The organism is Microbulbifer halophilus, from assembly GCF_026183675.1.
GTDB lineage: Bacteria > Pseudomonadota > Gammaproteobacteria > Pseudomonadales > Cellvibrionaceae > Microbulbifer > Microbulbifer halophilus.
Genome location: NZ_JAPIVK010000031.1, coordinates 31052 through 55346 on the forward strand (window position 1 = coordinate 31052; position 24295 = coordinate 55346).

The window sequence follows — 24295 nt, forward strand, 5'->3', positions numbered from 1 at the left end:
CACGAATATTTCTCCTGTTACGAAGTTATACCCATAATCCTCGTCCATCAGTTTTCAGTCCTGCTTATTTCCCGCCACACCCGCCATCTCGTATGGCTATTTCACTGTCAAGTTTAAAGGACACGATTATGTCTGACACCGTTACAGGAACCGTTAAGTGGTTCGACGAATCCAAAGGCTTCGGTTTTATTGAGCAGCAGTCCGGCCCGGACGTTTTTGCCCACTACTCCGCCATCAGCGATTCCGGCTTCCGCACCCTGGTCGAAGGCCAGCAGGTCTCCTTCTCTGTCGCCAAGGGCCCGAAGGGTCTGCAAGCGGAAAATATCGTGGTTGTCTAACGGATAATCACTGCGGGCACCAATGACATTTGGTGCCCATTGTACCGGCTCCGGCCGGTACTCCCCCTCTTTTCCCAGTCAGCATCCGCACCCCGTCGATAGATTGCCACCACGGGTGTAGGGGACAGCCCGCAATATCGCCAGGCTCCGCTGAATGCCCCCACCACCTACACGCCGATCTTCACCGGTGATATAATCCGCCGCCGGTTATGTAAGGCATCGGAGAGTTCAGCCCGAGCAGCACTTTACCCGCCCGGTTGTTATACCCCTTCCACAATATCGCAGCGTGGCCGCGGTTAACGCCATAGCCTGTAACAACTCAGTCATATCTCCACAGAACCCTGCACCACTGCGCTTCGCGATCAGTGTGAGGTTGCGTTTTCGGGGTTTGAGCAAGAAGACAGGGATTTCCATGAAAAGCCACAACTATCTTTTCTCCGCCGTGCTGGCCGTAATCGCGCTCCTCACCGCCTGCTCCCGGGGCCCCGACACGCCGCCGGGCACGATCGTATTCTCTCCATCGAAGGGCGATGTGCGCAGTTACCAGGTTCACAGCCAAACCCGGATTCGCGTGGGCGATTCCTCCCGCAAGCGCACCATGAGGATGGAGAACGATGCGGTGCTGCGCTATCAAGTGCTCGACACCGGCGCCACACTGAAACTGGGGATAGAGGCCCCCTACACCCGTTTTTCCCTCGACGGCCGCAAGAGCTTTTCCAGCACCAATCCCGACGGCAAACGTGGCACCACGGTGCTGCGCGAGCTGATGTCCGCCGGCTTCGAAGTGGATATCGATTCCGACACCGGGAGTATCGAGCGCTTCGTCAACCGCAACGAGGATCTCTGGCAGACAGTGCTGGAAGAAGGCCCCGACCCGGTGGTGGACAATCTGAAAAAGCAGATGAGCCCGCCCGGGTTCCCGCAGCCGGCCATTCCTCTGAACGAGGGGGAAAGGATCACACTGCCCGACTTCCGCGGTATCGGCAAACTGCAATTGACTACCGAGCAGGTGACGGACGACGAGGTCGTCACCACACTGGAAGCACAGGGAGAAAAGGTCCGCCTGCGGGGCACCATGGTGCTGGAGCGGGGTAACGGCTGGTTGAAGCGCCTGGCACTGGTCAGCGAAACCGAAATAGAACGGCACGGCATCAAGGGGACCAGCCACCAGAAGCTGGTAATGCTGCCGGAGGGATCGCCCTCTTCGCTGGGCGACTGGCTGTTGGAGGTGAATCTCGGCGGAGAGGAAGGTCGCCCCTTCCCACCGGCTCCGGCACCGGGCGAACTGGTCGATACTGCCACAGAGGAACAGGTAGTCCCCTCGCCGGTAGGCAGTTTCTCCACCTTTGACGACCAGTTGCGCCTGAGCATCAGCCACGGTTTCGACAACAACAACCTGTCCGGCGACTTCGAACTGGAAGACTTGGAGCTGCAGGACGCCGCCGGCAACCCTCTGCCCCTCAATCTCTTCCGCTCGTCGCGCTACATCTACATCGACCCCGCGACCGAACAGCACCACACCATGGCGCAGTTCATCCCGCTGGGGTGGGACAACGCCAACGAGCAATTACAGAAGGTCCAGCAGATCACCGCGACCGGGCACTACCGGCCACTGGTGGCCGAGGCCCTGACCCTGCCGCTGAATCCGGAAAAGGCGACGGTGGTGGCATCGCGCGGTGCCCGCGCCGAGGCGATACCGACGGACAATCCGCGTGAGTTCCGGCTCCGCTTTCACAACACGAAAGCGCACCGTTTCAGTCCCCGGATTCACGACCTGACCGACGCCCGCGGGTACGTATCCGACGGCGATTGGCTCAGTGCAGAGGAGCGGGAGATGCTGCGGCTGGTAGCGCTGGGCCGCTACGCCGCCGGAGATACCCGCGTGGTTTTCGAACGCGAGATGCCGGAAACCCTGACCCTCTACCTGCTCAGCGAAACCGATAGCGAACCCTTCGACTATCAGCTGCGCTTTGTCACCGAGGCGGCCCTGCGCAACGACCTGAGCCTGCCACCGACTGGCGAGGTCCTGCTCTACGGCGATGAAACCGGCAATACCGCCGCCGGGATAGAGCTGGACGAACTGGAACTGCCACAGCCGCAACGCAACCAACTATCCCTGGAGCTGCCCGGCTCCCTGGCGGAAGCCTGTAAACCCGTAGTGGTCGAAGCGCCTCAGATCAACGGCCACCAGCTTGTCTGGCTCCGGCAAACCGCGGAGACAACCGACGATAACCGACTCAGCACCACACAACACTGGCAAGTCGGTACCGAGGACGGGGTGCGCAGCTACTTCTACGACATCCGGGTCGAAAACGCCGTGCGTTGCAAGGGACAGGCAAAATGGCAGGCGGTTCTTGGCTCCCTGGGTGACAGGCCCTGGCTGGTGGATCCGACGCAGCTGCCGGGAGAGATCGACCCGGAGCAACCCATCGCCGATTTCCTGCGGCGCTATCGCTTTATCGGCGAGCAGGGCCGGGCACTGGCCCCCGTTCCACCGAACAGCGGGGTCTCCCTCGATGCCTCCTCGGTCGGTGACTATCTGACACACAGCGGCCGGCTGAGACTGGCCGGCAAAGTACAGCGGATCGAACAGCTGGTATTTACCGGCGAGCCCGAAGAACGAAGCTGGTCCGCAAGCTTTCAACCGCTGCCATAAGGAGGTGAAAAAATGAAAGCACTCTGGATTTTACTGGCGCTCCTGCCTTCAGTCCTGTGGGCCGCGGAGCAACCGCGGCAATGGCTGGACTACAACCTGCAGCCGGTCGAGGCCGGCAGCGATAAAGCCGTCTACTACCATGCACCGGCGGTGCGCGACGGCGATCGCTGGAAGCTCACGCTCTATTACAAGGACGGCAGCGACGGCGAGGCCGTACCGGCGCTCAAGACACAGCTGGATGGCCCCGACCTCGCCAGCGCACATATGGTCGGTGAGGAGATCCACTACTACGAAGACGGCAGTGTAAAACTGCGCGGCACCCGCAACGAAAATGGCAAGTGGCACGGCGAGTTCACCCGCTACCGGAAAAACGGCCACTACACCGTCACCCAACTGCGCAACGGCGTGCGTCACGGCAGCGAACGACACTTCTACGCCAGCGGCCAGCTGGAAAGCGAGCGGCACTATGTCGACGGTGAGAAAGCCGACGGCGAGCGTATCCGCTACGACAAAAACGGGGCGGTGAAAGAGCGCTACACGATCGTGGATGGCGAGAAGCACGGTGTGCACGAGCACTCCCGCGATGGTGTCGTCTTCAAGCGCGCCCACTACAAACACGGCCAGATGGACGGCCTGTTTCAGCGCTTCACCAGCGATGGCGAAAAAGTGCTCGAGACCCCCTACGTCGACGGCGAGAAACACGGCCTGGTCAAGGCGTGGCGAAAAGGAGAGCTCAGCGAGGAAACACACTACCGGGCAGGGAAACGACACGGCGTGGCCAAGCGCTGGAGAAACGGTGCGCTGGAGGAGGAAATCCACTATGTCGACGGCCGCAAGCGCGGGGATGCCCGCTACTTCTACCGGGACGGCTCGCCCGAAAGTTACGAGCACCGCGACGATAACGGCAAGCTGACCGAGCGGCGCAGCTACGACCGGAAAGGCAATCTGACCAGGCTGCTTATCGTCGAGGACAGTGCCTATGGCCCGGCGGAGCGCAAAGAGCGCTATAACGACGATGGCAGCCTGTCACGGCGCACTATCTACAGCGATGACCGCCGCTGGATCATGGAGGAGAGATACGCAGACGACGGCGAAGAGGTTATCTATCGCCGCGAAACCGTCGATCGCGAGCCGCACGGTCTCCAGATCCGCCCCTCCTACGCGCGGGCCGATGCCACTGAGATTACCCGCTACGAGCACGGCGTACCGGTCGGCGATTACCGAGAGGTCGACAAGGATGGCAATGTGCTGTCCAACGGTCAGTACCGGAATGGCGAAAAAGTCGGCGACTGGGTAATCAGTGAGTACGGTCGCACTGTCTATGAATCCTACGACAACGAAGGACGCCTGCAGGGGGAAAGGCGCGAAGAGGCCACTGACGGCGGATCGCTGCGAGAGCACTACGTCGCCGGCGAGCTGCACGGCGAGCAGGTCAAGAGGAAAAAGGACGGCAGCCTGGTCAGCCGCGGCGAATACCGCCACGGCGAGAAAACCGGCCGCTGGCGCGAATACGACGAATTCGTTAAAGGTATCTTCGAGGGTGAATACGTCGACGGAAAAAGACACGGCCCCTGGCTCGCCTATTCCGACGAGGGCTATGAAATGGCCCGATTCCGCTTCGAGCACGGCGACCCCGCCGGCAAAAGCTACGTCTTCGCCCACAATGGCTCACTGCGGGAAGTCATCCCCTACAAGGACGGTAAGAAACACGGGAAGCGTGAGGCGTACAGCAACGGTGCGCTGGTGGAGGTCGAACGCTTCCGCAATGGCAAGCGCCACGGACTCTCAGAGTACTTCCTTTCCTACGGAGAGCGCTATATGGCCGAAGAATACGATAACGGCACCTACGTGCGCTCGATCGATGACAGCGAAGAGACTAAAAAACGATGATGGCACAGTTCAGGTACGGCGTCCGCCTGGCGGCAATGGTGCTCGCAATCGCGGGCTGCGGGCCGGCGGGAAACGACGTGGAGTACCGCGGCAATGCCGAGCGCACCGGGCTGTTCGCAGGCGAAGGGCCGGCGGAAAAACCGGAGGAGCTGTGGCGCTTCCTCACCCTCGGCGTACTGACCGAAACGCCGGTTATCGCCGGCGACACCCTGTTTGTCGGCACCACCGACGAATCCGTCTACGCCCTGGACCTGCACACCGGCAAGCGGCGGTGGCGCTTCAAGGCCTTCGACAATATCCGCGGCAGCGTCGCCGTGGATCGAGACCGGGTCTATGTCGCCAGTGAGGACGACCACTTCTACGCCCTGGACCGCGCCTCCGGCGAGCCGCTGTGGAGTAGCCGCTTCGACAAAACCCCGCAGGGCGCGGCGGCGGTAAAAAACGGCCGCGTGTATTTCGGCGGTTTCGACGAGCAGGTGCACGCCCTGGATGCGGCGACCGGTGAACCGGTTTGGGAGTTCGCGGCTGCGCGGACGGTGGGCGCCGCCGTCACACTTGTGAGCGGCACCCTCTTCGCCTCCTCCTTCGACGGCCACCTCTACGCACTGGACGCGGCAACCGGCAAAGAGCGCTGGCGGGCCCCCGCCGGCGGCAGGCAGTGGCTGACCACCGCGCCGGTGGTGCACAAGGGCCAGGTCTTTGTGGGCGGCTGGGGTCAGAAGCTGTCGGCGGTCGACGCCGACAGCGGCGAGATCAACTGGTCTTTCGATGCCGGAGTACGGATCGACCACCCGCCCACCGTGGCTCACGGGCTGGTGTATATCAGTGGCCTGGGACCGCTGCGGGCGGTGGATGCACAGAGCGGTGAACTGCGCTGGTCATTCGGAGAGCGGGTCTTCCGCTCCATCGCCGCCACCGCCGAGCGGATCTATGCGGCCTGCGGCAAACAGGTCTGCACCCTGGAACCGGTAAGCGGCGAACTGCTCTGGCGGTCCGAAACACTGAGCGATACGGTCACGAGCATTACCGTGTACGGCGACCGCCTGTACGTCGGCACCATCGACGGCTATATCTACGCACTGCAGTAGAACGCTCGCCCGCGCCGCGCTTCAGGCAGTCTCGGATACCGCAGAGGGCCGGTCCGCTGCCGAGCGGTTGTCGACAAAGGCGCGGTACTGCGACAGGTAGACCTTGCCGGACAGCTGCTGCAGAAAACCGGTGCTCTGCAGCCGGTCCATCACCGGCCCCTTGACCTCAGACAGGTGCAGCTGCATGCCCTGCTCCGCCAGGCGTTCGTTGACAGCCTCCAGCACCTCCAGCGCGCTCCAGTCGATTTCGTTGATGGCACTGCACATCAGGATCACGTGCCTGACCTGCTCACTGGCCGCCAGGTCGGCGTAGATACGATCCTCCAGGTAACCGGCGTTGGAGAACATCAGGCTTTCGTCCACGCGGATCGTCAGTATCTGTGGATCGGTCAGGACCTCGTGGCGTTTCACATTGCGGAAGTGTTCGGTGCCCTCGACCAGTCCCACTTCGGCAATATGCGGCCGCGAGGTGCGATACAGGAACAGGGCGATGGAGGCCAGTACGCCGCAGGAGACACCCGCCTCGACGCCGAACAGCAGCGTGACCGCAATGGTGATGGCCACGGCGAGGAAATCACTCCTGGAGAAACGCCAAGTCTTGCGCAGTATAGAGAGGTCCACCAGCGACAGCACCGCCACCACGATGGTCGCCGCAAGGGTCGCCTTGGGCAGGTAGTAGAGGAACGGGGTCAGGAACAGCGAGGCCAGCGCGATACCGATGGCGGTGAAGACACTGGCCATCTGGGTTTCGGCGCCCGCATCGAAATTGACCACCGAGCGGGAAAAGCCGCCGGTCACCGGGAAGGCGCCGGACAGGCCGGAACCGATATTCGCCGCACCGAGGCCGACCAACTCCCGGTTCACATCGATTTTCTGGCGTCGCTTGGCCGCCAGCGTCTTGCCCACGGAAACGGATTCCACATAGCCGATGATGGAGATCATCATCGCCGGTACCAGCAGCGATTCCACCAACGGCCAGGACAGCGACGGCAGCTGCAGCGATGGCAGCCCCGGGGGGATCTCCCCCACCAGCGCCACCTGCTTGCCCTCGAAGTCGAACGCCACGGCGATGGCGATGGTCGCGATCACCCCCACCACCGGCGCGGCCTTGGCCAGCAGGGCGGCCGCATGCCCGGGCACCGACAGGCGCTGCAGCAGTGAGTCGGCACCGCGGCGCGACCAGTACAAGAAACCGATCACCGCAGCACCGGTAGCGAGCGCATAGGGATTGGTATCGCCGACGCTGCCGGCGAGCGCCTCGATCAGCTGCGGAAGATTGTGTCCGCCGGCATCGACACCGAACAGGTGCTTCAACTGGCTGAAGGCAATCAGTAGCCCGGACGCGGTAATAAAACCGGAGATCACCGGGTGCGACAGGAAGTTGGCGAGAAACCCGAGGCGCAGTATCCCGAGCAGGGTCAGGAAGAGGCCCGACAGCAGTGCCAGCAGCGCCGCCGCCAGCAGGTAGTCCGCGCTGCCGGTGCGCGCCACCTCCCCCAGTGCCGCCGCACTCATCAGCGATGCCACCGCCACCGGCCCCACGGACAGGGTACAGCTGGTGCCGAAGACCGCGTAGGCCAGCAGCGGCACGATACTCGCGTAGAGGCCGACCTCGGGCGGCAGGCCGGCGAGCAGCGCATAGGCGAGCGACTGCGGGATCAGCATGACGGTGACGATGGCGGCGGCCAGCAGGTCGCGGCTTAATGTCTGCCGGTCGTAGTGACGCAACCACCCGGCGACGGGGAGATAGCGGGCCAGTGCGCGCATGGGGACTTCCACGATTCGACGTTCGGCGGCTGCCGGTTATTGCGATTTCATCGACACCAGCACACCGCTGATATCGAACCCGGCACCGCCGGCACTTTCGAGCAGCTTTTTCCCGTCCGCACCGGCGAGCAGCCGCGCACCGGCCCAGACATTGCAGGAGCGGTTGCCGGTACGGCAGAAGGCGTGAATCCTCCTGCCCCCGTCGAGCAACTCGGCAAACTGCCGGCAGTGCGCTTCAGTCATGCGACCGCGGGCAAACGGGATGGCGACAAACTCCAGGCCGGCATCCGCAGCGGCTTTCTCCATTTCGGCATAACTCGGCTGGTCCTCGGTCTCGCCTTCGGGGCGGTTGCAGACAATCACCTGCACACCGGATGCGGCCAGTTCGGACATCGCTTCACAGCTGAACTGGTCCGACACACTGACCTGTTCGTCGAGTTGTTTGATATTCATCATCAGTCTCTCCCGGGCACTGCGACTACTCCGCAGGTACCGATTCCACATTCAGAGCTTGTTGATCGGCACCTTCAGGTAGACGGTGCCATTGTCCTCCGCCGGCGGCATCTGGCCCGCGCGGATGTTGACCTGGATTGACGGGATGATCAGCCGCGGCATCGGCAGTGTCGCATCGCGCTTGCTGCGCATGGCGACGAACTCGGCCTCGCTGACGCCCTCGTGCAGGTGGATATTGTTGCGCTTCTGGTCGCCCACGGTGGTCTCGCAGCGGTGCTCGCGGCCACCGGAGGGCGGATAGTCGTGGCACATGAACATGCGCGTGCCATCCGGCATTTCCAGCAGTTTGCGCACCGAGCGGTACAGGGTGGCCGCATCGCCGCCGGGAAAATCGCAGCGGGCGCTGCCCACATCCGGCATAAACAGGGTGTCGCCGACAAACAGCGCATCGCCGATCAGCCAGGCCATATCCGCCGGCGTGTGGCCCGGGGCGTAGATCACCCGCGCGTCCAGTTCGCCCACCCTGAAGGTGTCGCCATCGTGGAACAGGTGATCGAACTGGCTGCCATCCACCAGAAACTCTTTCTCCAGGTTGAACACCTCGCGGAAGATGGTCTGTACCTGCTGGATCTGGTCGCCGATGGCGACCCTGCCGCCGACCTGCTCGCGAATATAGGGCGCCGCGGACAGGTGGTCCGCGTGGGCATGGGTCTCGAGAATCCACTCGACGGTCAGCTTCTCCTGGCGCAGGAACTCGATGATGGCCTTGGCCCCCCCGGTGCCGGTGTGGCCGGACGGGGCGTCGAAATCCAGCACCGGGTCCACCACCGCGGCGGTGCCGCCGGTGTGGTCGTAGACCACATAGCTCCAGGTTTCGGTGTCCGGGTCGAGAAAAGGCTGCACCTGAGTGACGGGACTGCTTGCGGACATGATATCGCCTCCCACTTTCGATATGACCAACACTATACTTGCCAATATTATACAAATCAATATATTATATTTTTGTAAATCAAGTAACTGTAACAACCATGCCCGACACCACAGATATCAGCCTCGACAGAATGCGCGCCTCCGCCGGCGAGGCGGCGGCCATACTGCGCTCCCTGGGCAACCCGGACCGGCTGATGCTGCTGTGCCAGCTGAGCCAGGAGGAGCTCTGCGTCGGCGACCTGGAAGAGCGGCTGGACATCCGCCAGCCAAGCCTGTCGCAGCAACTGGGCGTGCTGCGGCGCGAGGGACTGGCGACAACCCGCCGGGAAGGCAAACACGTCTACTACCGGGTTGCCGATCCGCGGGTGCTGGAACTGCTACAGACCCTCTATCAACTCTACTGTGCGGAGTAACTATCGTGACCATAGACTGGAACGCCTTTACCCCCCTGTCCGCCCTGGCCGGCGGCGCCCTGATCGGGCTGGCAGCGGCCCTGCTACTGCTGGCGAACGGGCGCATCGCCGGCATCTCCGGCATCGTCGGCGGCCTGCTGGAGCGCACGCCGGGCGAAGCCGGCTGGCGGCTGGCCTTCGTCGCCGGGCTGCTGATCGGGCCGGCGCTGTGGGGCCTTTTTGCCGCCCTGCCGCCCATCCGGATCGATGCGGGCTACCCGCTGCTGGTCGCGGCCGGCCTGCTGGTGGGTATCGGCACCCGCTACGGCTCCGGCTGTACCAGCGGCCACGGCGTCTGCGGACTCTCCCGCCTGTCGCCGCGCTCACTCACCGCGACCCTGCTGTTCATGACCGCCGGTTTCGCCACCGTGTACATCATCCGCCACCTGCTGGGAGCCTGATACAATGAAGAAACTACAGATCTCCGCCTTCGCCGCCGGCCTGGTGTTCGGCATCGGCCTACTGCTGTCCGGTATGGCAAACCCGCAGAAGGTGCTCGCCTTCCTCGACCTGTTCGGCGCCTGGGACCCGTCGCTGGCGCTGGTGATGGCCGGCGCCATCGGCGTGGGCCTGCCGGTGTTCCTGTTGGCGAAGGGGCGTGTCCTGTCCCTGTTGGGTGAGAAGATGCAGCTGCCCACGCGGCGCGATATCGATCGGCCACTGGTGATCGGCAGCCTGCTGTTCGGCATCGGTTGGGGCCTCGCCGGTTTCTGCCCCGGCCCGGCCATCGTCGCCACCGGTGCCGGCGCCCTTAAGGCCATCGTCTTCACTGCTGCCATGTTGGCGGGCATGGGGCTGTTCCAGCTGGCCAGCCGCCCACAACGGCGTCAGAGAGCCAGCTGAGCCCTCCCCTTCCGGCCCCTGCCACTCCCGGCAGGGGCCATCGCCCATCCGCCAACGCCAATTCCCGTCTATCTTTTCAGTCTGTCTCCGGATGCCACGGCAATGGATTGATCGCGGATAGAATATGCGCGCGCGCAGACTGATCCCCAACTGGCTGAAAAATTACCGTCGCCAATGGCTGGCGGGGGATGCGACCGCGGCGCTGGTGGCCACGATGATGCTGGTGCCCCAGGCGCTGGCCTACGCCGCGCTGGCCGGCCTGCCGCCGCATATCGGCCTCTACGCCAGCCTGTTGCCACTGATCGGTTACGCACTGTTCGGCTCCAGTTCGGTGCTGTCGGTGGGTCCGGTGGCCGTGCTGGCGCTGATGACTGCCTCCGCGCTCACCCCCCTGGCCGCGCCCGGCAGCGCCGAATATATCGCCGGTGCGGTCCTGCTGGCCGCTCTCAGTGGCCTGTTCCTGTTCGCAATGGGACTGATGCGCCTGGGGGCGCTGTCCAACCTTCTCAGCCACCCGGTGATCAGCGGATTTGTCTCCGGCGCCGCGACCCTGATCATCATCGGCCAGATCAGTCCCCTGCTGGGTGTCGATACCGAGGGTGACACCGCCCTGCAGTTGTTGACCGGCACGCTGACACAACTGGCCGAGACTGCGCCCTTTACGGCAATGGTGGGCATCGGCGCGGTGCTGGTGCTGGCGATGTCGAAACTGTGGCTCGGCATCACCCTGGTCAAACTGGGCATGCGCGCACACAACGCCCGCCTGCTGGCGCGGCTGGCGCCGATGCTGGTGGTACTGGTAGCCATCGCGCTGACCGCGATCCTGCACCTGGAAAAGGAAATGGCGGTGGTCGGCGAGATACCACCGGGCCTGCCCGCCCTCTCCATACCGGCGTTCGACTGGAGCCAGGTCCACCGGCTGCTGTTGCCGGCACTGATCATCGCCCTGCTGGGATTCGTCGAGAGCCTGTCCATCGCCCACGCCATCGCGCTGCGCCGCGGCGAGCGGCTGAACGCCGACGCGGAACTGCGCGGGTTGGGTGCGGCCAACCTGTTCAGTGCCCTGTCCGGCGGTTTCGCGGTGACCGGCAGCTTCGCCCGCACCGCCATCAACGACGAGGGCGGTGCCGCGTCGCCGATGAGCGGCATCATTGCCGCGGCGCTGGTGGCACTGGTGCTGATGCACCTGACGCCGCTGTTTACCGAGCTGCCGCTGACGATACTGGCGGCCACCATCATCGTCGCCGCCGCCGGACTGATCGATGTGCGCGGCTTCCTGCACAACTGGCGCTACGACCGCACCGACGGCCTAGCGATGGCCGGCACTTTTCTCGGCGTGCTGCTGTTTGGCGTGGAGGCGGGTATCGGGCTGGGGATCGGGCTCTCTTTCGCCACCCTGATCTGGCGCAGCAGCCGGCCGCATATCGCCGTGGTGGGCCGCGTACCCGGCACCGAGCACTTCCGCAATGTGCTGCGACATACCGTCGACACCCAGCCGGAGATCCTGTTCCTGCGCATCGACGAAAGCCTGTTTTTCAGCAATATCAACGCGGTGGAAGAGCGGATACTGAGCGAACTGAAACGGCACCCGGATATCCGCGAGCTGGTGCTGATCCTGTCGTCGGTGAGCCGCATCGACGGCACCGCGCTGGAGTGCCTGCAGCAGATCAACCGCGACTTGCGCGGGTGGAACATCCGCCTGCACCTGTCCGAAGTGAAAGGGCCGGTGCTGGACCGGCTGGGGCGCTCGAAATTTCTGGAGGAATTGAGCGGGCGGGTATTCCTGTCCAATTATATTGCCGAGCTGGCACTGCGGCAGGGGGATGCAGCGGCGAGTAACGGGCAACGTAGGTTGGACTGAGCTCCGCGAAATCCAACATCCGGCCCCCCCGATCGCCCGCGGGGCAGGCTCCACGCCGCGGGCCGCGAAACCCGGCGAGCTTGTCGCCACCCCCACACTACTGGCAGAATATCCAGTATTTGGGCGACCCGAATCCATGCAGGCACCCGCGCTTACGGAAGAACAGCAGGCCATCGCCGATCACCCCGGCGGCCACGCGAAGATCATTGCGGTGGCGGGCTCGGGCAAGACCACCGCGCTGCTGCATTACATCAAGCGGCGCCTGCAGGGCGATGTGTCGCCGGAACGTATCCTGGCGCTGATGTACAACCGCAGCGCGCGCGAGGATTTCAGCCGGCGCCTGCAGCAGCTTGTAGACGGCCCGGTGCCGCCGGTGCACACCTTCCACAGCCTGGGTTACCACCTCTACCAGCGGATGATCGCCAACCGCCACCTGGCCCCCGCCAACCTCTCTCCCCTGCCCCAGTCCACGGTACAGCTGCAGATCTGGAGAGCCATCGAGGCCTGCGCGCCGCCCTACGAGCTGGAGGAAATACGGGCCCGCAAACAGTCGGAGATCGAGGCGGCGGAATACTTTATCGATTACACCAAGACGATACTGCGCGGCGATCTCGACGCGCTGCAGGAGCTGGGGCTCGGCGACGAGTACATGTATTTCCTCAAGGTCTTCCGCACTTTCGAGGAGTGGCGCCGCAGCCAGAAGGCGGTGACCTACGCCGACCTGATCTACGACCCGGCGATACTGCTCAGCCTGGAACCCGGCATCGCCGAACAGTACGGCGGCTTTTACGAGGATATCCTGGTGGACGAATACCAGGATATCAACGAGGTACAGCATTTCCTGCTGCGGGTGCTTTACGGCCGCCCCGTCGACAGGAACTGCAACGTGGTCGCCATCGGCGATCCGGACCAGACCATCTACGAGTGGCGCGGCTCCAAGCCCGACTACCTGCTGAAATTTTTCGACGGCGACTTCCCGCCGTCGAATATCTACCACCTGAGCCGCACTTTCCGCTACGGCCACCAGCTGTCCCTGGCCGCCAACCACTTTATCGAGAACAACCGCGAGCGCGCGGATATTTTCTGTGTATCCGCCGACGGCGAGCGGCAGACCGATATCGAACTGGTGCAGACCGGGAAGGAGACCCGCTGGCTGGTGGAGCAACTCCGCAGGGCGCAGATGCAGGAGCAACCGCTGGACCGCATCGCGATCCTGGTGCGCCTCTGGTCGGTGGCCGCGCCCATCGAGCTGGCGCTGCTCGCGGCCAATATTCCCTACCGCTCCGGCAGCCGCAACACGGTGCTCTCCAGGCGCGAGCTGCGGCCGTTGTTCTGGAGCCTCAATATCGCCTCCGGGCGCTTTGCCGAACTGCCCGCGGGGCGCCGCCAGCAGGGGCTCTACGAATGGCTGACCGCACCGCATATCCGCATCGCGCGCAAACAACTGGAGCCACTGTGCGCGGAGCTGGCCGGGCGGGAGAACGGCTGGGGGGCGCACATGATGTCGCTGGCGCCGGAAGGCCTGAGCAAGCCGCAGATGAAGCGGCTGCGCCAGCGGGCCGAACTGCTGATGGAAATGGAAAACTGGCGCGGCCTCGCCGGCGAGCTGCTGCGCCGGCAACTGGGTGCACTGGACTACCTGAGCGGTATTGCCGACGACAGCTTCACCCGCCAGCAGGGTGAGGAGCGCCAGCAGACGATTCTCGCCTTCGTGCAATTCCTGGGTCACCTGAAAAAGCCACCGGCGGAAGCCCTGGCGCACCTGCAGGAACTGCAGCGCCAGCACCGCGAGGGCGAACAGTCCGACACCGATGCGGTGCTGATCACCACCATGCACCAGGCCAAGGGGCTGGAGTGGGACCGGGTGATCATCCCGTCGCTGACACAGCACAACATGCCCTACCAGCCGCAGCGGGATTTCTCCACGCCAGCGTCCCAGGAGAGCGAGCGGCGCCTGATGTACGTGGCCATGACCCGCGCGCGCCACCACCTTACCCTGCTGTCACCGGAGCCCGCTGCCGATGGTAAAGCCGTCGACGAACAACAACCGTCGCTGTTTCTCGAGGAAATGCACCTGCCGCTGTGCCGGCTGATGGCAAGCGCCTTGCGCGAGCGCCCGGACAGGTTGGAGAGCCCGGTGCCCGTCACCCGCCAGGCACTGCACTATCTCGAGGCCTGCGACTATACCCCGGAGATCGAGGGCCCGCGCGCACCACAGCGCAGGCCCGCAGTCGGCGAGGGCATCCGCCACCGCAAGCTCGGGCACGGACGGGTGATCAAGTGGGAGGACGAGCGGCTGGAGATTCTGTTCAGCGACAGGCAGACGCGGCGCTTCGACTGGGAAAAACTGCAACAACACCTGCTGTAGGGGCGAACACAAGGTTCGCCCCTACGCATTTATTGATCATTGATTATTGGCTATTGCCCGCCGTGCGATCCTCCACACTGTGCGCGAACTGTTCGCTGACATTGAAATACAACGCATACTCTTCGCCGGATTCCGGGTCGCGCACCTGCATTTTGTCGTAGACACCCGCCCGATCGTAAACCAGCGACTGATCCATTATCTGCAGCCCCTTCAGGCGCACGAAACCGCGCAGCTCCGAGGTGCTGATGGTGCGGTAGGCGCTCTCCTGGCTGCGGCCGTCGCCGGTACTTTCGATCGACCGCATCAGTCCCTCGACCATATAGCGGTGGCGATCCTCCCGCGCCAGGTTGGCACTGCGTCCGCTGCAGAGAACGCCGATCATATGCGCCTCCAGGCTCATGTAGTTATCCGCCAGCACCCGATCCACATACTCCAGGCACCGATCGAAGTTCGACTGCTCCACCGACTCGTAGGCCTCCGGCAGGCCGGGCAGCTTTGCGCCGCCGTGGGGGTTGTACTCCGGCGATTCCACGAAGGCGCGGCGCAGGTCGTTGAAGTCCAGGGTAAAGGACAGCTGCTGCGCCTCCGCCAGCAGGCGCCGGTATTCGCCGAGCTCTTCCGGGCGCGGCTTTTCCCGCTGGGCTGTTTCGTCTGTTTGCCGCACAGCGGGTCCGCTGCAGGCAGAGATCAGAAAGGCCAGCGTCAGCAGCGCCGTCCAGGCGCCGGGTTTACGATTGCGAATTGCCATTGGCTGCTTCCGTTACATTTTTCACTTTGATACCGAACAGGTTCCGGCGCTCTGTCTCCACTTCCGCCGCATGCGGTTGCAGAAACTCCCGCAGTTTGTCCTGTTCCCACATGGCGTCCTGATAACCCAGTTCGATCAGCTCGCCGAGAAAGGGTTTCTCGAACAGCAGGTAACTTGCGGCCGATGCACCGCCACCGGACGTGGTGGCGCCGGTGGAGCGGAACAGCCAGCGCAGTGCCGGCGGCAGATGGCGCACTTTGCGGCCGGCCAGCCGATCGAGGCTCTGGGACGGCTCGATCACCGCCGTTTCCACCGACCGCAGCGGCGCCAGCCCCTCGAGCTTGTCGCCGGACACCGAATCCAGCAGGAGATTGACCCTTTCCAGGTGCTCCAGGTCCCCTTCCAGGCTGTCGATAAAGGCGGCGTTGAAAAGCTGACCAGCAACCTGGGCAATGGACGGCGAGTGCCGCGGCGTCTTGATACGGCGCTTGCCCCAGTGTACCGGCGAGCGGTTGTCCGACACCCCCACCACGAAGACGCGCCGGGCTCCGAGGTGCAGCGCCGGGCTGATGGGTGCCAGCTGGCGCACGGCGCCGTCGCCGTAGTAGTCATCGCCGATCCGGACCGTGGAGAAAAGCGCCGGAATGGCCGCCGAGGCCATCAGGTGGTCGGCGTCCAGTTCAGTGCGTACCCCGTAGCGGCGGAAACGGCGCCACTCCCGCAGTTCCTCCACCCCCTGGAAGAAACTGACCGACTCGCCCTCACTGTAAGACATCGCATTGACGCTCACCGCCCGCAGCCGGCCCTCCTCGATATTGCGGGGGATATTCCGGAAGGGAATCACCTCGTTCACCAGCTCCCGCAGCGGGGAATTGTCCAGCAGCGCCAGCGGACGCTGGCGCGCCACCCCCTGGGTGAACAGGGAGCGGGTGATGGTGAACATATTGCCCAGCAGGCTGGTCCAGCCGCTGCGGTAGATCCGGTCCACGGTGAGTTCCAGCCAGAGATCGCAGAGGCGATCGACCGCTTCCCGGAACGTGCCCGGATGAGAGGCCAGCAGCAACGCGTTGACGGCGCCGGCGGAGGTGCCGCAGATGATCGGGAAGGGGTTGGGATTGCTGTCCGGGGTCAGCTCCGCCAATGCCTTGAGCACGCCCGCCTGGTAGGCCGCGCGGGCACCGCCGCCGGAGAGCACCAGCGCGCTCGATTGATGCGTCAGTTTGGGCAATTCGTTATTTGAAGACAATTTGTTCTACCGATAGCGAGAAAACGCAGACAACCGCCACTTGCAGCCGGACAGAGCGGGCATACCGGTCCCCGGCATACGGGAGCCGGGGTTATTCAGCATAGCAGCCCCGCCGCTGCGGACCGATTCCGGCCGGAACCCGCCGCCGGGCCCCGAAAATCACAGCGCCATATCCACCACATAGCGGCCGATACCGTGGCCGCGATGCAGCCGCGCGAGGAACTCCGGCGCCTGTTCCAGGGAGATATCCTCGGCCAGGCGGTCGAGCTGTTTGCCGATATACCAGTCGCCGGCGAGTTTCTCCCACACGGCGGTCTTTTTCCCCAGCGGCAATTCGACGCTGTCGACGCCAAGCAGGCTGACACCGCGCAGGATAAACGGGAACACATTGGCCTGGAACTGTGCGCCGGAAGCCATACCACAGGCGGCAACACCGCCGCCGTAGGCCAGGGATTTGATCACATTGAACAGTGTCTCGCCGCCGACGGTATCCACCGCCCAGGCCCACAGGGGTTTGACCATGGCCTTGCTGGCGAAGGGGACGAGCGTCTCCCGGTCGAGCACTTTCCAGGCGCCTAGATCGGTCAGGAATTCCGAGGATTCGAGTTTGCCAGTCACCGCCGCCACGCGGAAACCCAGCTTGGCCAGCAGCGACACGGCGATGGAACCGACCCCACCGGTGGCGCCGGTCACCAGCACCTCGCCGTCCTCCGGTTTGGCCCCGGCCTCCAGCAGCTTTTCCACGCACAGTGCCGCGGTGAGCCCCGCGGTGCCGAGAATCATCGACTCCCGCGCACTGAGCCCGCCCGGCAGCGGCAGAGCCCAGCCCTCGGGAATGGCGATTCGCTCCGCCAGCCCGCCGGAGGTATTCATGCCCAGGTCGTAGCCGGTTACCAGCAACTGGTCCCCGGGCGAATAAGTGCCGCTCCTGTCCTCGACCACACTGCCGACGGCATCGATACCGGGCGTGTGCGGATACTCGCGGGTGATGGCGCGATTGCCGAAAGCCGACAGCGCATCCTTGTAATTCAGCGACGAGTGCGACACCGCCAGCAGCAGCGGATTGTCCGGCAGTTCGCCGAGCCGTCGCTCCACCAACTGCTGGTCGTACTTGCCGGCAGCCACTTCCTCCACCCGGATTGCGCGAAACGTTTTCTCCATGGCATCTATCCCTGTCGCGAACGGCAGTCGCTAATCATAATCCCCGGACCACACGCCACTAAACAATCACTGCGCCTGGTGCTTCCAGGCCTCCAGCCTCGAAAAGAGCCGCATGGTTGCCGCCTCGATACCGGTCTGGGCAGCCAGGCCGATCTTCTTGGCGATATTGGTTTTTTCCTTGTAGGCCACCTGGTAGAGATCGGCCTCCTTCGCGCGGCTGGTGAGGTATTCGTCCGAGGTTTTCAGCTCGTCCACCAGTCCCAGATCCAGCGCGCGCTGGCCGAACCAGACTTCGCCGGTGGCGACCCTGGCCACATCCAGGCCCGGGCGGTACTCGCCGACAAAGTGCTGGAAAAGCGCATGTATCTCTTCCAGGTCGCCCTGGAATTTTTCTTTGCCCTCTTCGGTGTTCTCGCCGAACATGGTGACGGTGCGCTTGTACTGACCGGCGGTAAACAGCTCGAAATCCACTTCGTGACGCTTGAGCAGGCGATTGAAGTTGGGAACCTGCGCCAGTACGCCGATGGAGCCGAGCATCGCGAAGGGCGCCGCCAGGATGCGGTCACCGACACAGGCCATCATGTAGCCGCCGCTGGCCGCCACCTTGTCCACGGCGATGGTGAGCTGGATACCCGCGCTGCGCACCCGCGCCAGCTGGCTGGCCGCGAGACCGTAGTTGGCCACCATACCGCCCGGGCTCTCCAGGTTCACCAGTACCTCGTCGCCCGGCTCGGCCACCTGCAGCACCGCGGTGACTTCCTCCCGCAGGTGGTCCAGTGCGCTGGCCTTGATGTCGCCGTCGAACTCCAGCACGAAAATACGCTTGCGCTCGCCTTCGGGCTTCTCGGTTACCAGAGCTGGTCTGTGCTGTTCGCCGCTTTCCGCGTCGGCTTCGCCCTGTTCCGGCAGCGGTGTTTCGGTTGTCTCCAGATCCTTGCGCTGCACTTTTTCCCGCGGTTTCTTTTTCCGCTCGGCCTTGTGTTTTTTCTGCAGGGCCTTCTCCTGCGCTTTCTTTTCCTTGGCCTGCTGTTTTTTGCGGCTGGCGAATTCGTGTTTGTCCATCACCGCCTCGAGCAGGGTCTCTCTCATCTGCTCGTAGCGGTCATTGAGGTGAGTGACATCGATATGGCCCTGCACCCGCTCTTTCAGCTGCTCCCGGTTGGCGACGGCAAAACCCACCAGCACCAGCAGCGCGACGACGATGGTTACCACTTTGGCCAGGAAGAGGCCGTATTCACTGAGAAATTCCACTGAGACTCCATACTGAAAATTGAAAGGCGGCGGTTCACTGCCACTCGTCGAGTGCCGAGGAAGCCTGCTCGTTCAGCGGCCGCGCCGTCAGGCCGCTGTGAGTAATGCGCACTTCGTAGACGGCACCGTCCTCCATCGGCAGGAAGGTGGCGCTGCCGTAGACCGCATCCACGAACCCGAGTTTTTTGTCGATGCGACGCAGCGATTGCCAGACATCGACACCGTAGTTGCTGCCGGTGAGCTGGTGCACGGTGCGCTGTTTGTTGCGCTCGTCCTGCAGGGTCAGGTAGCGGCCACTGAGCCGGTCCAGGCGATAGGCCGGCTGGATGCCCCAGCGGGCCAACGGGCCCTTCCACTTCAGCAGGCGCGCATCCAGTTGCCACTGGTCACCGTGCAGTTCGAATTGCTGTCCCAGGCCGTCTTCGTCGGAGAACCTGGCATCGAAATGCTGCTCGCCGAGTTTGCGAAAAGCCACGGTGCCGACATTGTGTTCGTCGGCGAGATTGCGGTAACTGTATACGTCGGCCGCAACCAGAACCACCAGCAGTGCCCCCGCCAGCAACAGCAGCCCGATGCTGCCGCGAATAAAACCGAACACCCAGGTACCCTTCATCAGTACCCGGCCACCCCAGAAGACCAGCAGCAGCGCGATCAGCGCAATCAGAAAAGTAATGGCGATATACATTTTATTATGCTCCCTGTTTTCGCCCGGCCCGGGTTATCGCTCCGGTTTCGGCGCTCGCATCGGGCCGCCGGTGCGGGGTGCCATCGTCTGCTTCTCGAACAACGAAACCTGCATTACCGCTTCCCGTTTTTCGATATGGAGGCAGCGAAGGTGCGAATCAACTGCCCCGACAGGGTCTGCGGGGGCGGTATTTCCGGCAGATCTGTGTAGTGGTACCAGTCCGCCTCGGCGATTTCGTCGCGGTCCGGCCGCACCCGGCCCGCGTGCCACCGGGCCAGGTAGCCCAGCATCAGCTGGCCCGGAAAGGGCCACGACTGGCTGCCGATGTAGTGGCTCTCCCCCACTTCCAGGCCGACTTCCTCCTGTACCTCCCGCCGCAGTGCCTGCTCCGCATTCTCTCCCGGCTCGATAAATCCTGCCAGCGCCGTGTAGAGCGAGTGGCGGTGATGGGTATGGCGGGCCAGCAGGCATTCCTCGCCGCGTGTGACCAACATGATGACACAGGGGGAAATACGCGGGTATACCGCCAGCCGGCAGCCCGGACAGACGCGCGCGCGGTCGCGGGGGTGATATTCGGTCTCGCGACCGCAACGGCCGCAGAAGCGGTGGTCCCTGTCCCAGTCGACCACCTGCATGGCGCGCCCGGCCAGTGCGAAGCGCAATTCGTCGACAGCCCCCAGCAGGCTGCGCAGCCTGCGCCATTCACAACCCGGCACCTCGATCCGTCGCGACAGCTGGTGGACACCACAGGGCTCGCCGGCCAGCTCTCCGAGATAGTGACTACAGAGGACGACCGCCGGCGCGGGCTGGCTGTGCAGAAAATCATCGCCGCGGCAGAGCAGCTCCCCTTCGGCCACCAGGATATGCCGGGAAAACCGCGGCGCGGGCCGCGGGCTGGCGGCGGGAACAAACAGGTCGCTCACGGGGCCTCCGGATCAGGCGACCTCGACCGGGTAGCCGAGCGCGCTGAGGCTCTCCACCGCCAGGTTCAGGGACTGCACGTCCGCCTTGCGGTGCATCTTCACCTCGCCGAGATAGTACTCGAGGCTGATGATCGCATCGGCGAATATCTCCAGCGACTGTTCGATCTGGGGCGCCGCATCCCGCTGGTCGACCACCGCCTCGACAAAATCCACCAGCCGCTCCACCACCGATGCCGCGCGGCGCAGGTTCAGCACCACCATGCCGCCGCGCACCGAGTTGAGCGTGGTGGCCACGTTGCGGATATGGCCGTGATCGTAGTCCGATTCGGCGTAGGAGCCGAGGGCGCGCTTGATCAGCGACAGGCCGGATTCCGCCTCCTTGAGCACCGCGACTTCCGCCTCTGCCAGCTGGCTGTGTTCCAGCGCCAAATCGGCCTGGCCGTACTCGTCCACGTCAATGCTGGAGCTCTGGCGCAACGCGCGGATGGTGCTGTCCACCATCAGCACCTGGCTGGTGAGCTTCTGCAGCGCCGATTCCGCGGCACTGCCACCCGCGCCGACACTGCTGCAATACTCCTGTACCGCGCTGCGCAGCCCCTCGCCGACACGCTTGAAATTGAGCAGTTGCAGGGTGCTGGCAATGCGCTGCAGGGTGCCGGCGAGGCCCTCCTCCTCGTCCAGGCCGGTGGCGCCGATCATCTCTGCGTCGTCGAGCATGCGGCGCACGCCGCCGAGCTCCTCGTCCAGGGCGCCGGCCACGGCGCTGATGGCGGTGGCGCCGGGCCCGCCCAGGCTGGCCCGCTCTCGCTCCAGCTCCGCCTCGCTGTATCCCAGTGGCGCCACCGAGAAAGCCTCCAGTACGCGGGAACCCTGGCCGCCGGGGGCGGACAGGGCCAGCCAGTAGAGGCACTCCTTCAACAGCACCGGCGGCACCGACTGGTCGAGGGCGGCATCGCCCTCTTTCTGCAGCGCCCGCAACCTCCGATCGAGCATGCTGAACACCATCACCCGCGAGCGGTTGATGGTCATTTCCCGCGACGCCATGCCACCCAGGGCGGCACCGGCCACGGCCCAGAGTCGGCCGCTGGGTCGGCCGGCGGAGATGCTGGCAATCCTCTGCAGCGCGCGCGCCATCATGGTGTAGGCCGGCTGGCAGGGTTTGCCCTGCAGCAGCGCCAACAGGCCCACCTGGTACATATGGCGGAAGCGGCGCACGAAATTGCGCAGATCCTCGGACATCACCGATGAGGACACGGAGCCGGGCACACTGGCGTCGAGCCGGCAGCGGAAGAAGTGACTCTCCGGTACCGGCGGCTGAGAGCGCGCCGCGCGCAGATTGTTGATATAGGGAATCAACAGCTCCGGCCGCGAGACGCCCCGGTTCTGCACAAAATCGAGATAGCGGGTCAGCACATAGAAACCGGTGCCCAGCCCTTCCATCAGGTCCGAAGCCACTTCCTGGCGCTCCTGCTGCAGGTCCGCCAGGGCGCTGAGCATCTCCTGCGCCAACAGCTCCCCCGCGTGCAGCTGCACCATCTGCAACACGCCGCAGACCTGGCGCAGGGCCGCCATGCACTGCTCCAGCGAGCGTTTATTGCCGTTGTCGGCCGCGAACTGGTCCAGCTGTGACGCGGCGCTGTCCACGGCCGTCACCAGCTCTTCTTTAACCAGGTTCACGGAAGTAATATTGATGTTGCGCAATTCAGTCACTGCCTATACCGCTGCACTCTATTTAGAATTCTTTAGCGTTGTACAAATATCAACCACCGGAAGTGTGCCTGACCGGATCGGGAGCCTTCTGAGGCAATCTATACCAAACCGCTCAAGAGTCCACCTTTACGGAGCGATTTTCCATCGAACAATCGGCAAAACGGGTAAAACCGCTTGAATTCTCCCGTGAACTGGGTAGCGTTCGGCCGACCCGAGTCTCTGCCCGGCGCACCGATTGCGCCAGAAATCAAGGTTCCGCAAGCTCCCGACAGCCGATAACATCGGCACTGTGACAGACAGCCCGGGCCCGGCAAGGGTAACCAAGGAAGTAATCGATGAACACCTGCAATAATACACTCGCCGCCTCCGGCAGCGGCTTCGGCCGCGCTTTCACCGACAACTTTCTGGGCGAGGCACCCGACTGGTACAAGCTCATCATTGCCGCATTCCTGATTGCCAACCCGGTTCTTCTCTACACAACCGGCCCCTTCATCACCGGCTGGGTACTGGTCGGCGAATTTATCTTTACCCTCGCGATGGCGCTCAAGTGCTACCCGCTGCAACCGGGAGGACTGCTGGCCATCGAGGCGGTGCTGCTGGGAATGACCAGCACCCATGCCATCTACCACGAGGTGACTGAAAATATCGAGGTTCTCCTGCTGCTGATGTTCATGGTGGCGGGCATCTACTTCATGAAGAACCTGTTGCTGTTCGTGTTCACCAAAATCCTGCTCGGCGTGCGCTCCAAGACCCTGCTGTCGCTACTGTTTTGCGCAGTGGCGGCGGTGCTGTCCGCCTTTCTCGATGCCCTCACGGTCACCGCAGTGCTGATTGCGGTGGCGGTGGGCTTTTACGCGGTGTACCACCGGGTGGCCAGTAACCGGCCCCACCAGCAGCGAGACCACGATCACGCGAACGACGAACACGTGGTGGAATACCACCGCGAAGATCTGGACCAGTTCCGCGCCTTCCTGCGCAGCCTGATCATGCACGGCGCCGTGGGCACCGCCCTGGGCGGCGTCTGCACCCTGGTGGGGGAGCCGCAGAACCTGCTGATCGCCGAAAAGGCAGGTTGGGAGTTTGTACAGTTCTTCGTCAATATGGCGCCGGTCACCCTGCCCGCTCTTGCCGCCGGCCTCATCACCTGTGTGCTGTTGGAGAAAAGCGGTATCTGCGGCTACGGCGCCAGGCTGCCCGGTGCCGTGCGCGAGGTACTGACGGGTTTTGCCGCCGAGCAGGAACAGAAGCGCACCGGCAACGACCGCGCAGAACTCTGGGTACAGGGGATTGTGGCCGTGCTGCTGGTGCTGTCGCTGGCCTTCCATGTGGCGGAAGTGGGCATGATCGGCCTGATGGTCATCGTGCTGCTGACATCCTTCAACGGTGTGGTGCAGGAAGCGCGCATCGGCCACGCTTTCGAGGAGGCCCTGCCCTTTACCGCCCTGCTGGTGGTCTTTTTCGCCATCGTAGCAGTCATTCATCAGCAGAACCTGTTCGAGCCGGTGACCCACTTTGTGCTCGACCTGGAACCTCAACAGCAACCGGGCATGCTGTTCCTGGCAAATGGCATCCTGTCGATGATCAGCGACAATGTGTTCGTGGCAACGGTCTATATCGACGAAGTGAAAGCGGCACTGGCTGCCGGGGAGATCACCCGCGAGCACTTTGAAAAGCTGGCCATCGCCATCAATACCGGCACCAACCTGCCGAGCGTGGCGACACCGAACGGCCAGGCGGCCTTCCTGTTCCTGCTGACTTCCGCGCTGGCACCGCTGATCCGGCTGTCCTACGGGCGCATGGTATTGATGGCCCTGCCCTATACGCTGGTACTGAGCGTTGTGGCACTGGGTTGTGTGGTGTTCATTATCGGCTGATTGCCAGGGACTCGGGACTCGGGACTCGGGACTCGGGACTCGGGACTCGGG

20 protein-coding genes are annotated in these 24295 nt (G+C 63.7%); 10 read left to right on the plus strand and 10 right to left on the minus strand.

Annotation, left to right across the window (positions count from 1 at the left end; genetic code table 11):
• Positions 1-128: 128 nt before the first annotated feature.
• The 4 genes from OQE62_RS15230 (at position 129) to OQE62_RS15245 (ending at position 5972) form a co-directional block, all read left to right on the plus strand.
• Complete coding sequence (locus tag OQE62_RS15230; protein ID WP_265722900.1) at positions 129-338, plus strand: cold-shock protein; 210 nt, start codon at positions 129-131, stop codon at positions 336-338.
• A gap of 412 nt (positions 339-750) precedes the next feature.
• On the plus strand, positions 751-2994 hold the full coding sequence (locus OQE62_RS15235) for a hypothetical protein (protein WP_265722901.1): 2244 nt from the start codon (positions 751-753) through the stop codon (positions 2992-2994).
• 12 nt (positions 2995-3006) lie between these two features.
• Entirely contained in the window at positions 3007-4884 is a 1878-nt protein-coding gene (locus tag OQE62_RS15240) for a toxin-antitoxin system YwqK family antitoxin (protein WP_265722902.1), read from the plus strand.
• The gene (locus tag OQE62_RS15245; protein WP_265722903.1) at positions 4881-5972 is read left to right on the plus strand and encodes an outer membrane protein assembly factor BamB family protein; all 1092 of its coding nucleotides are present in this window, start codon (positions 4881-4883) and stop codon (positions 5970-5972) included. The genes OQE62_RS15240 and OQE62_RS15245 overlap by 4 nt, the downstream gene beginning before the upstream one ends.
• Positions 5973-5993: 21 nt before the next feature.
• Here OQE62_RS15245 and OQE62_RS15250 read toward each other — a convergent pair whose 3' ends face one another.
• The 3 genes from OQE62_RS15250 to OQE62_RS15260 are packed head-to-tail and all read right to left on the minus strand — an operon-like array spanning position 5994 to position 9122.
• On the minus strand, positions 5994-7739 hold the full coding sequence (locus tag OQE62_RS15250) for a SulP family inorganic anion transporter (protein ID WP_265722904.1): 1746 nt from the start codon (positions 7737-7739) through the stop codon (positions 5994-5996).
• A gap of 36 nt (positions 7740-7775) precedes the next feature.
• Positions 7776-8195, minus strand: a complete 420-nt coding sequence (locus OQE62_RS15255) for a TIGR01244 family sulfur transferase (RefSeq protein ID WP_265722905.1) — start codon at positions 8193-8195, stop codon at positions 7776-7778.
• A gap of 48 nt (positions 8196-8243) precedes the next feature.
• Positions 8244-9122, minus strand: a complete 879-nt coding sequence (locus OQE62_RS15260; RefSeq protein WP_265722906.1) for an MBL fold metallo-hydrolase — start codon at positions 9120-9122, stop codon at positions 8244-8246.
• Between the two features lie 98 nt (positions 9123-9220).
• Between OQE62_RS15260 and OQE62_RS15265 the strand changes: the two genes are divergently transcribed.
• The 5 genes from OQE62_RS15265 (at position 9221) to OQE62_RS15285 (ending at position 14646) form a co-directional block, all read left to right on the plus strand.
• Complete coding sequence (locus OQE62_RS15265) at positions 9221-9535, plus strand: ArsR/SmtB family transcription factor (protein ID WP_265722907.1); 315 nt, start codon at positions 9221-9223, stop codon at positions 9533-9535.
• A 5-nt stretch (positions 9536-9540) separates the two neighbouring features.
• The gene (locus OQE62_RS15270; protein ID WP_265722908.1) at positions 9541-9975 is read left to right on the plus strand and encodes a YeeE/YedE family protein; all 435 of its coding nucleotides are present in this window, start codon (positions 9541-9543) and stop codon (positions 9973-9975) included.
• A 4-nt stretch (positions 9976-9979) separates the two neighbouring features.
• The gene (locus OQE62_RS15275) at positions 9980-10417 is read left to right on the plus strand and encodes a YeeE/YedE family protein (RefSeq protein ID WP_265722909.1); all 438 of its coding nucleotides are present in this window, start codon (positions 9980-9982) and stop codon (positions 10415-10417) included.
• Positions 10418-10541: 124 nt separating this feature from the next.
• Positions 10542-12278, plus strand: a complete 1737-nt coding sequence (locus tag OQE62_RS15280; RefSeq protein ID WP_265722910.1) for a SulP family inorganic anion transporter — start codon at positions 10542-10544, stop codon at positions 12276-12278.
• 136 nt (positions 12279-12414) lie between these two features.
• Positions 12415-14646, plus strand: a complete 2232-nt coding sequence (locus tag OQE62_RS15285) for an ATP-dependent helicase (protein WP_265722911.1) — start codon at positions 12415-12417, stop codon at positions 14644-14646.
• Positions 14647-14689: 43 nt separating this feature from the next.
• On the opposite strand, the gene OQE62_RS15290 is transcribed toward OQE62_RS15285, so the two are convergent.
• The 7 genes from OQE62_RS15290 to OQE62_RS15320 form a co-directional block, all read right to left on the minus strand.
• Positions 14690-15394, minus strand: coding sequence for a DUF4919 domain-containing protein (locus OQE62_RS15290; RefSeq protein WP_265722912.1), 705 nt, complete (start codon positions 15392-15394; stop codon positions 14690-14692).
• Positions 15375-16640: a patatin-like phospholipase family protein gene (locus tag OQE62_RS15295; RefSeq protein WP_265722913.1), complete on the minus strand. Its 1266-nt coding sequence runs from the start codon at positions 16638-16640 to the stop codon at positions 15375-15377. The genes OQE62_RS15290 and OQE62_RS15295 overlap by 20 nt, the downstream gene beginning before the upstream one ends.
• A gap of 159 nt (positions 16641-16799) precedes the next feature.
• Positions 16800-17801 carry a YhdH/YhfP family quinone oxidoreductase gene (locus OQE62_RS15300; protein WP_265722914.1) on the minus strand — a complete coding sequence of 334 codons (1002 nt, stop codon included), beginning with the start codon at positions 17799-17801 and terminating at the stop codon, positions 16800-16802.
• 66 nt (positions 17802-17867) lie between these two features.
• Positions 17868-19052, minus strand: coding sequence for a protease SohB (gene sohB, locus OQE62_RS15305; RefSeq protein ID WP_265722915.1), 1185 nt, complete (start codon positions 19050-19052; stop codon positions 17868-17870).
• A 34-nt stretch (positions 19053-19086) separates the two neighbouring features.
• A complete protein-coding gene (locus tag OQE62_RS15310) occupies positions 19087-19737 on the minus strand; it encodes a cation/multidrug efflux pump (RefSeq protein WP_265722916.1) in 651 nt (216 codons plus the stop codon).
• A gap of 113 nt (positions 19738-19850) precedes the next feature.
• A complete protein-coding gene (nudC, locus tag OQE62_RS15315) occupies positions 19851-20660 on the minus strand; it encodes an NAD(+) diphosphatase (protein WP_265722917.1) in 810 nt (269 codons plus the stop codon).
• Positions 20661-20672: 12 nt separating this feature from the next.
• Entirely contained in the window at positions 20673-22370 is a 1698-nt protein-coding gene (locus tag OQE62_RS15320) for a hypothetical protein (RefSeq protein WP_265722918.1), read from the minus strand.
• A gap of 335 nt (positions 22371-22705) precedes the next feature.
• Between OQE62_RS15320 and nhaB the strand changes: the two genes are divergently transcribed.
• A complete protein-coding gene (gene nhaB, locus OQE62_RS15325; RefSeq protein ID WP_265722919.1) occupies positions 22706-24244 on the plus strand; it encodes a sodium/proton antiporter NhaB in 1539 nt (512 codons plus the stop codon).
• Positions 24245-24295 lie beyond the last annotated feature (51 nt).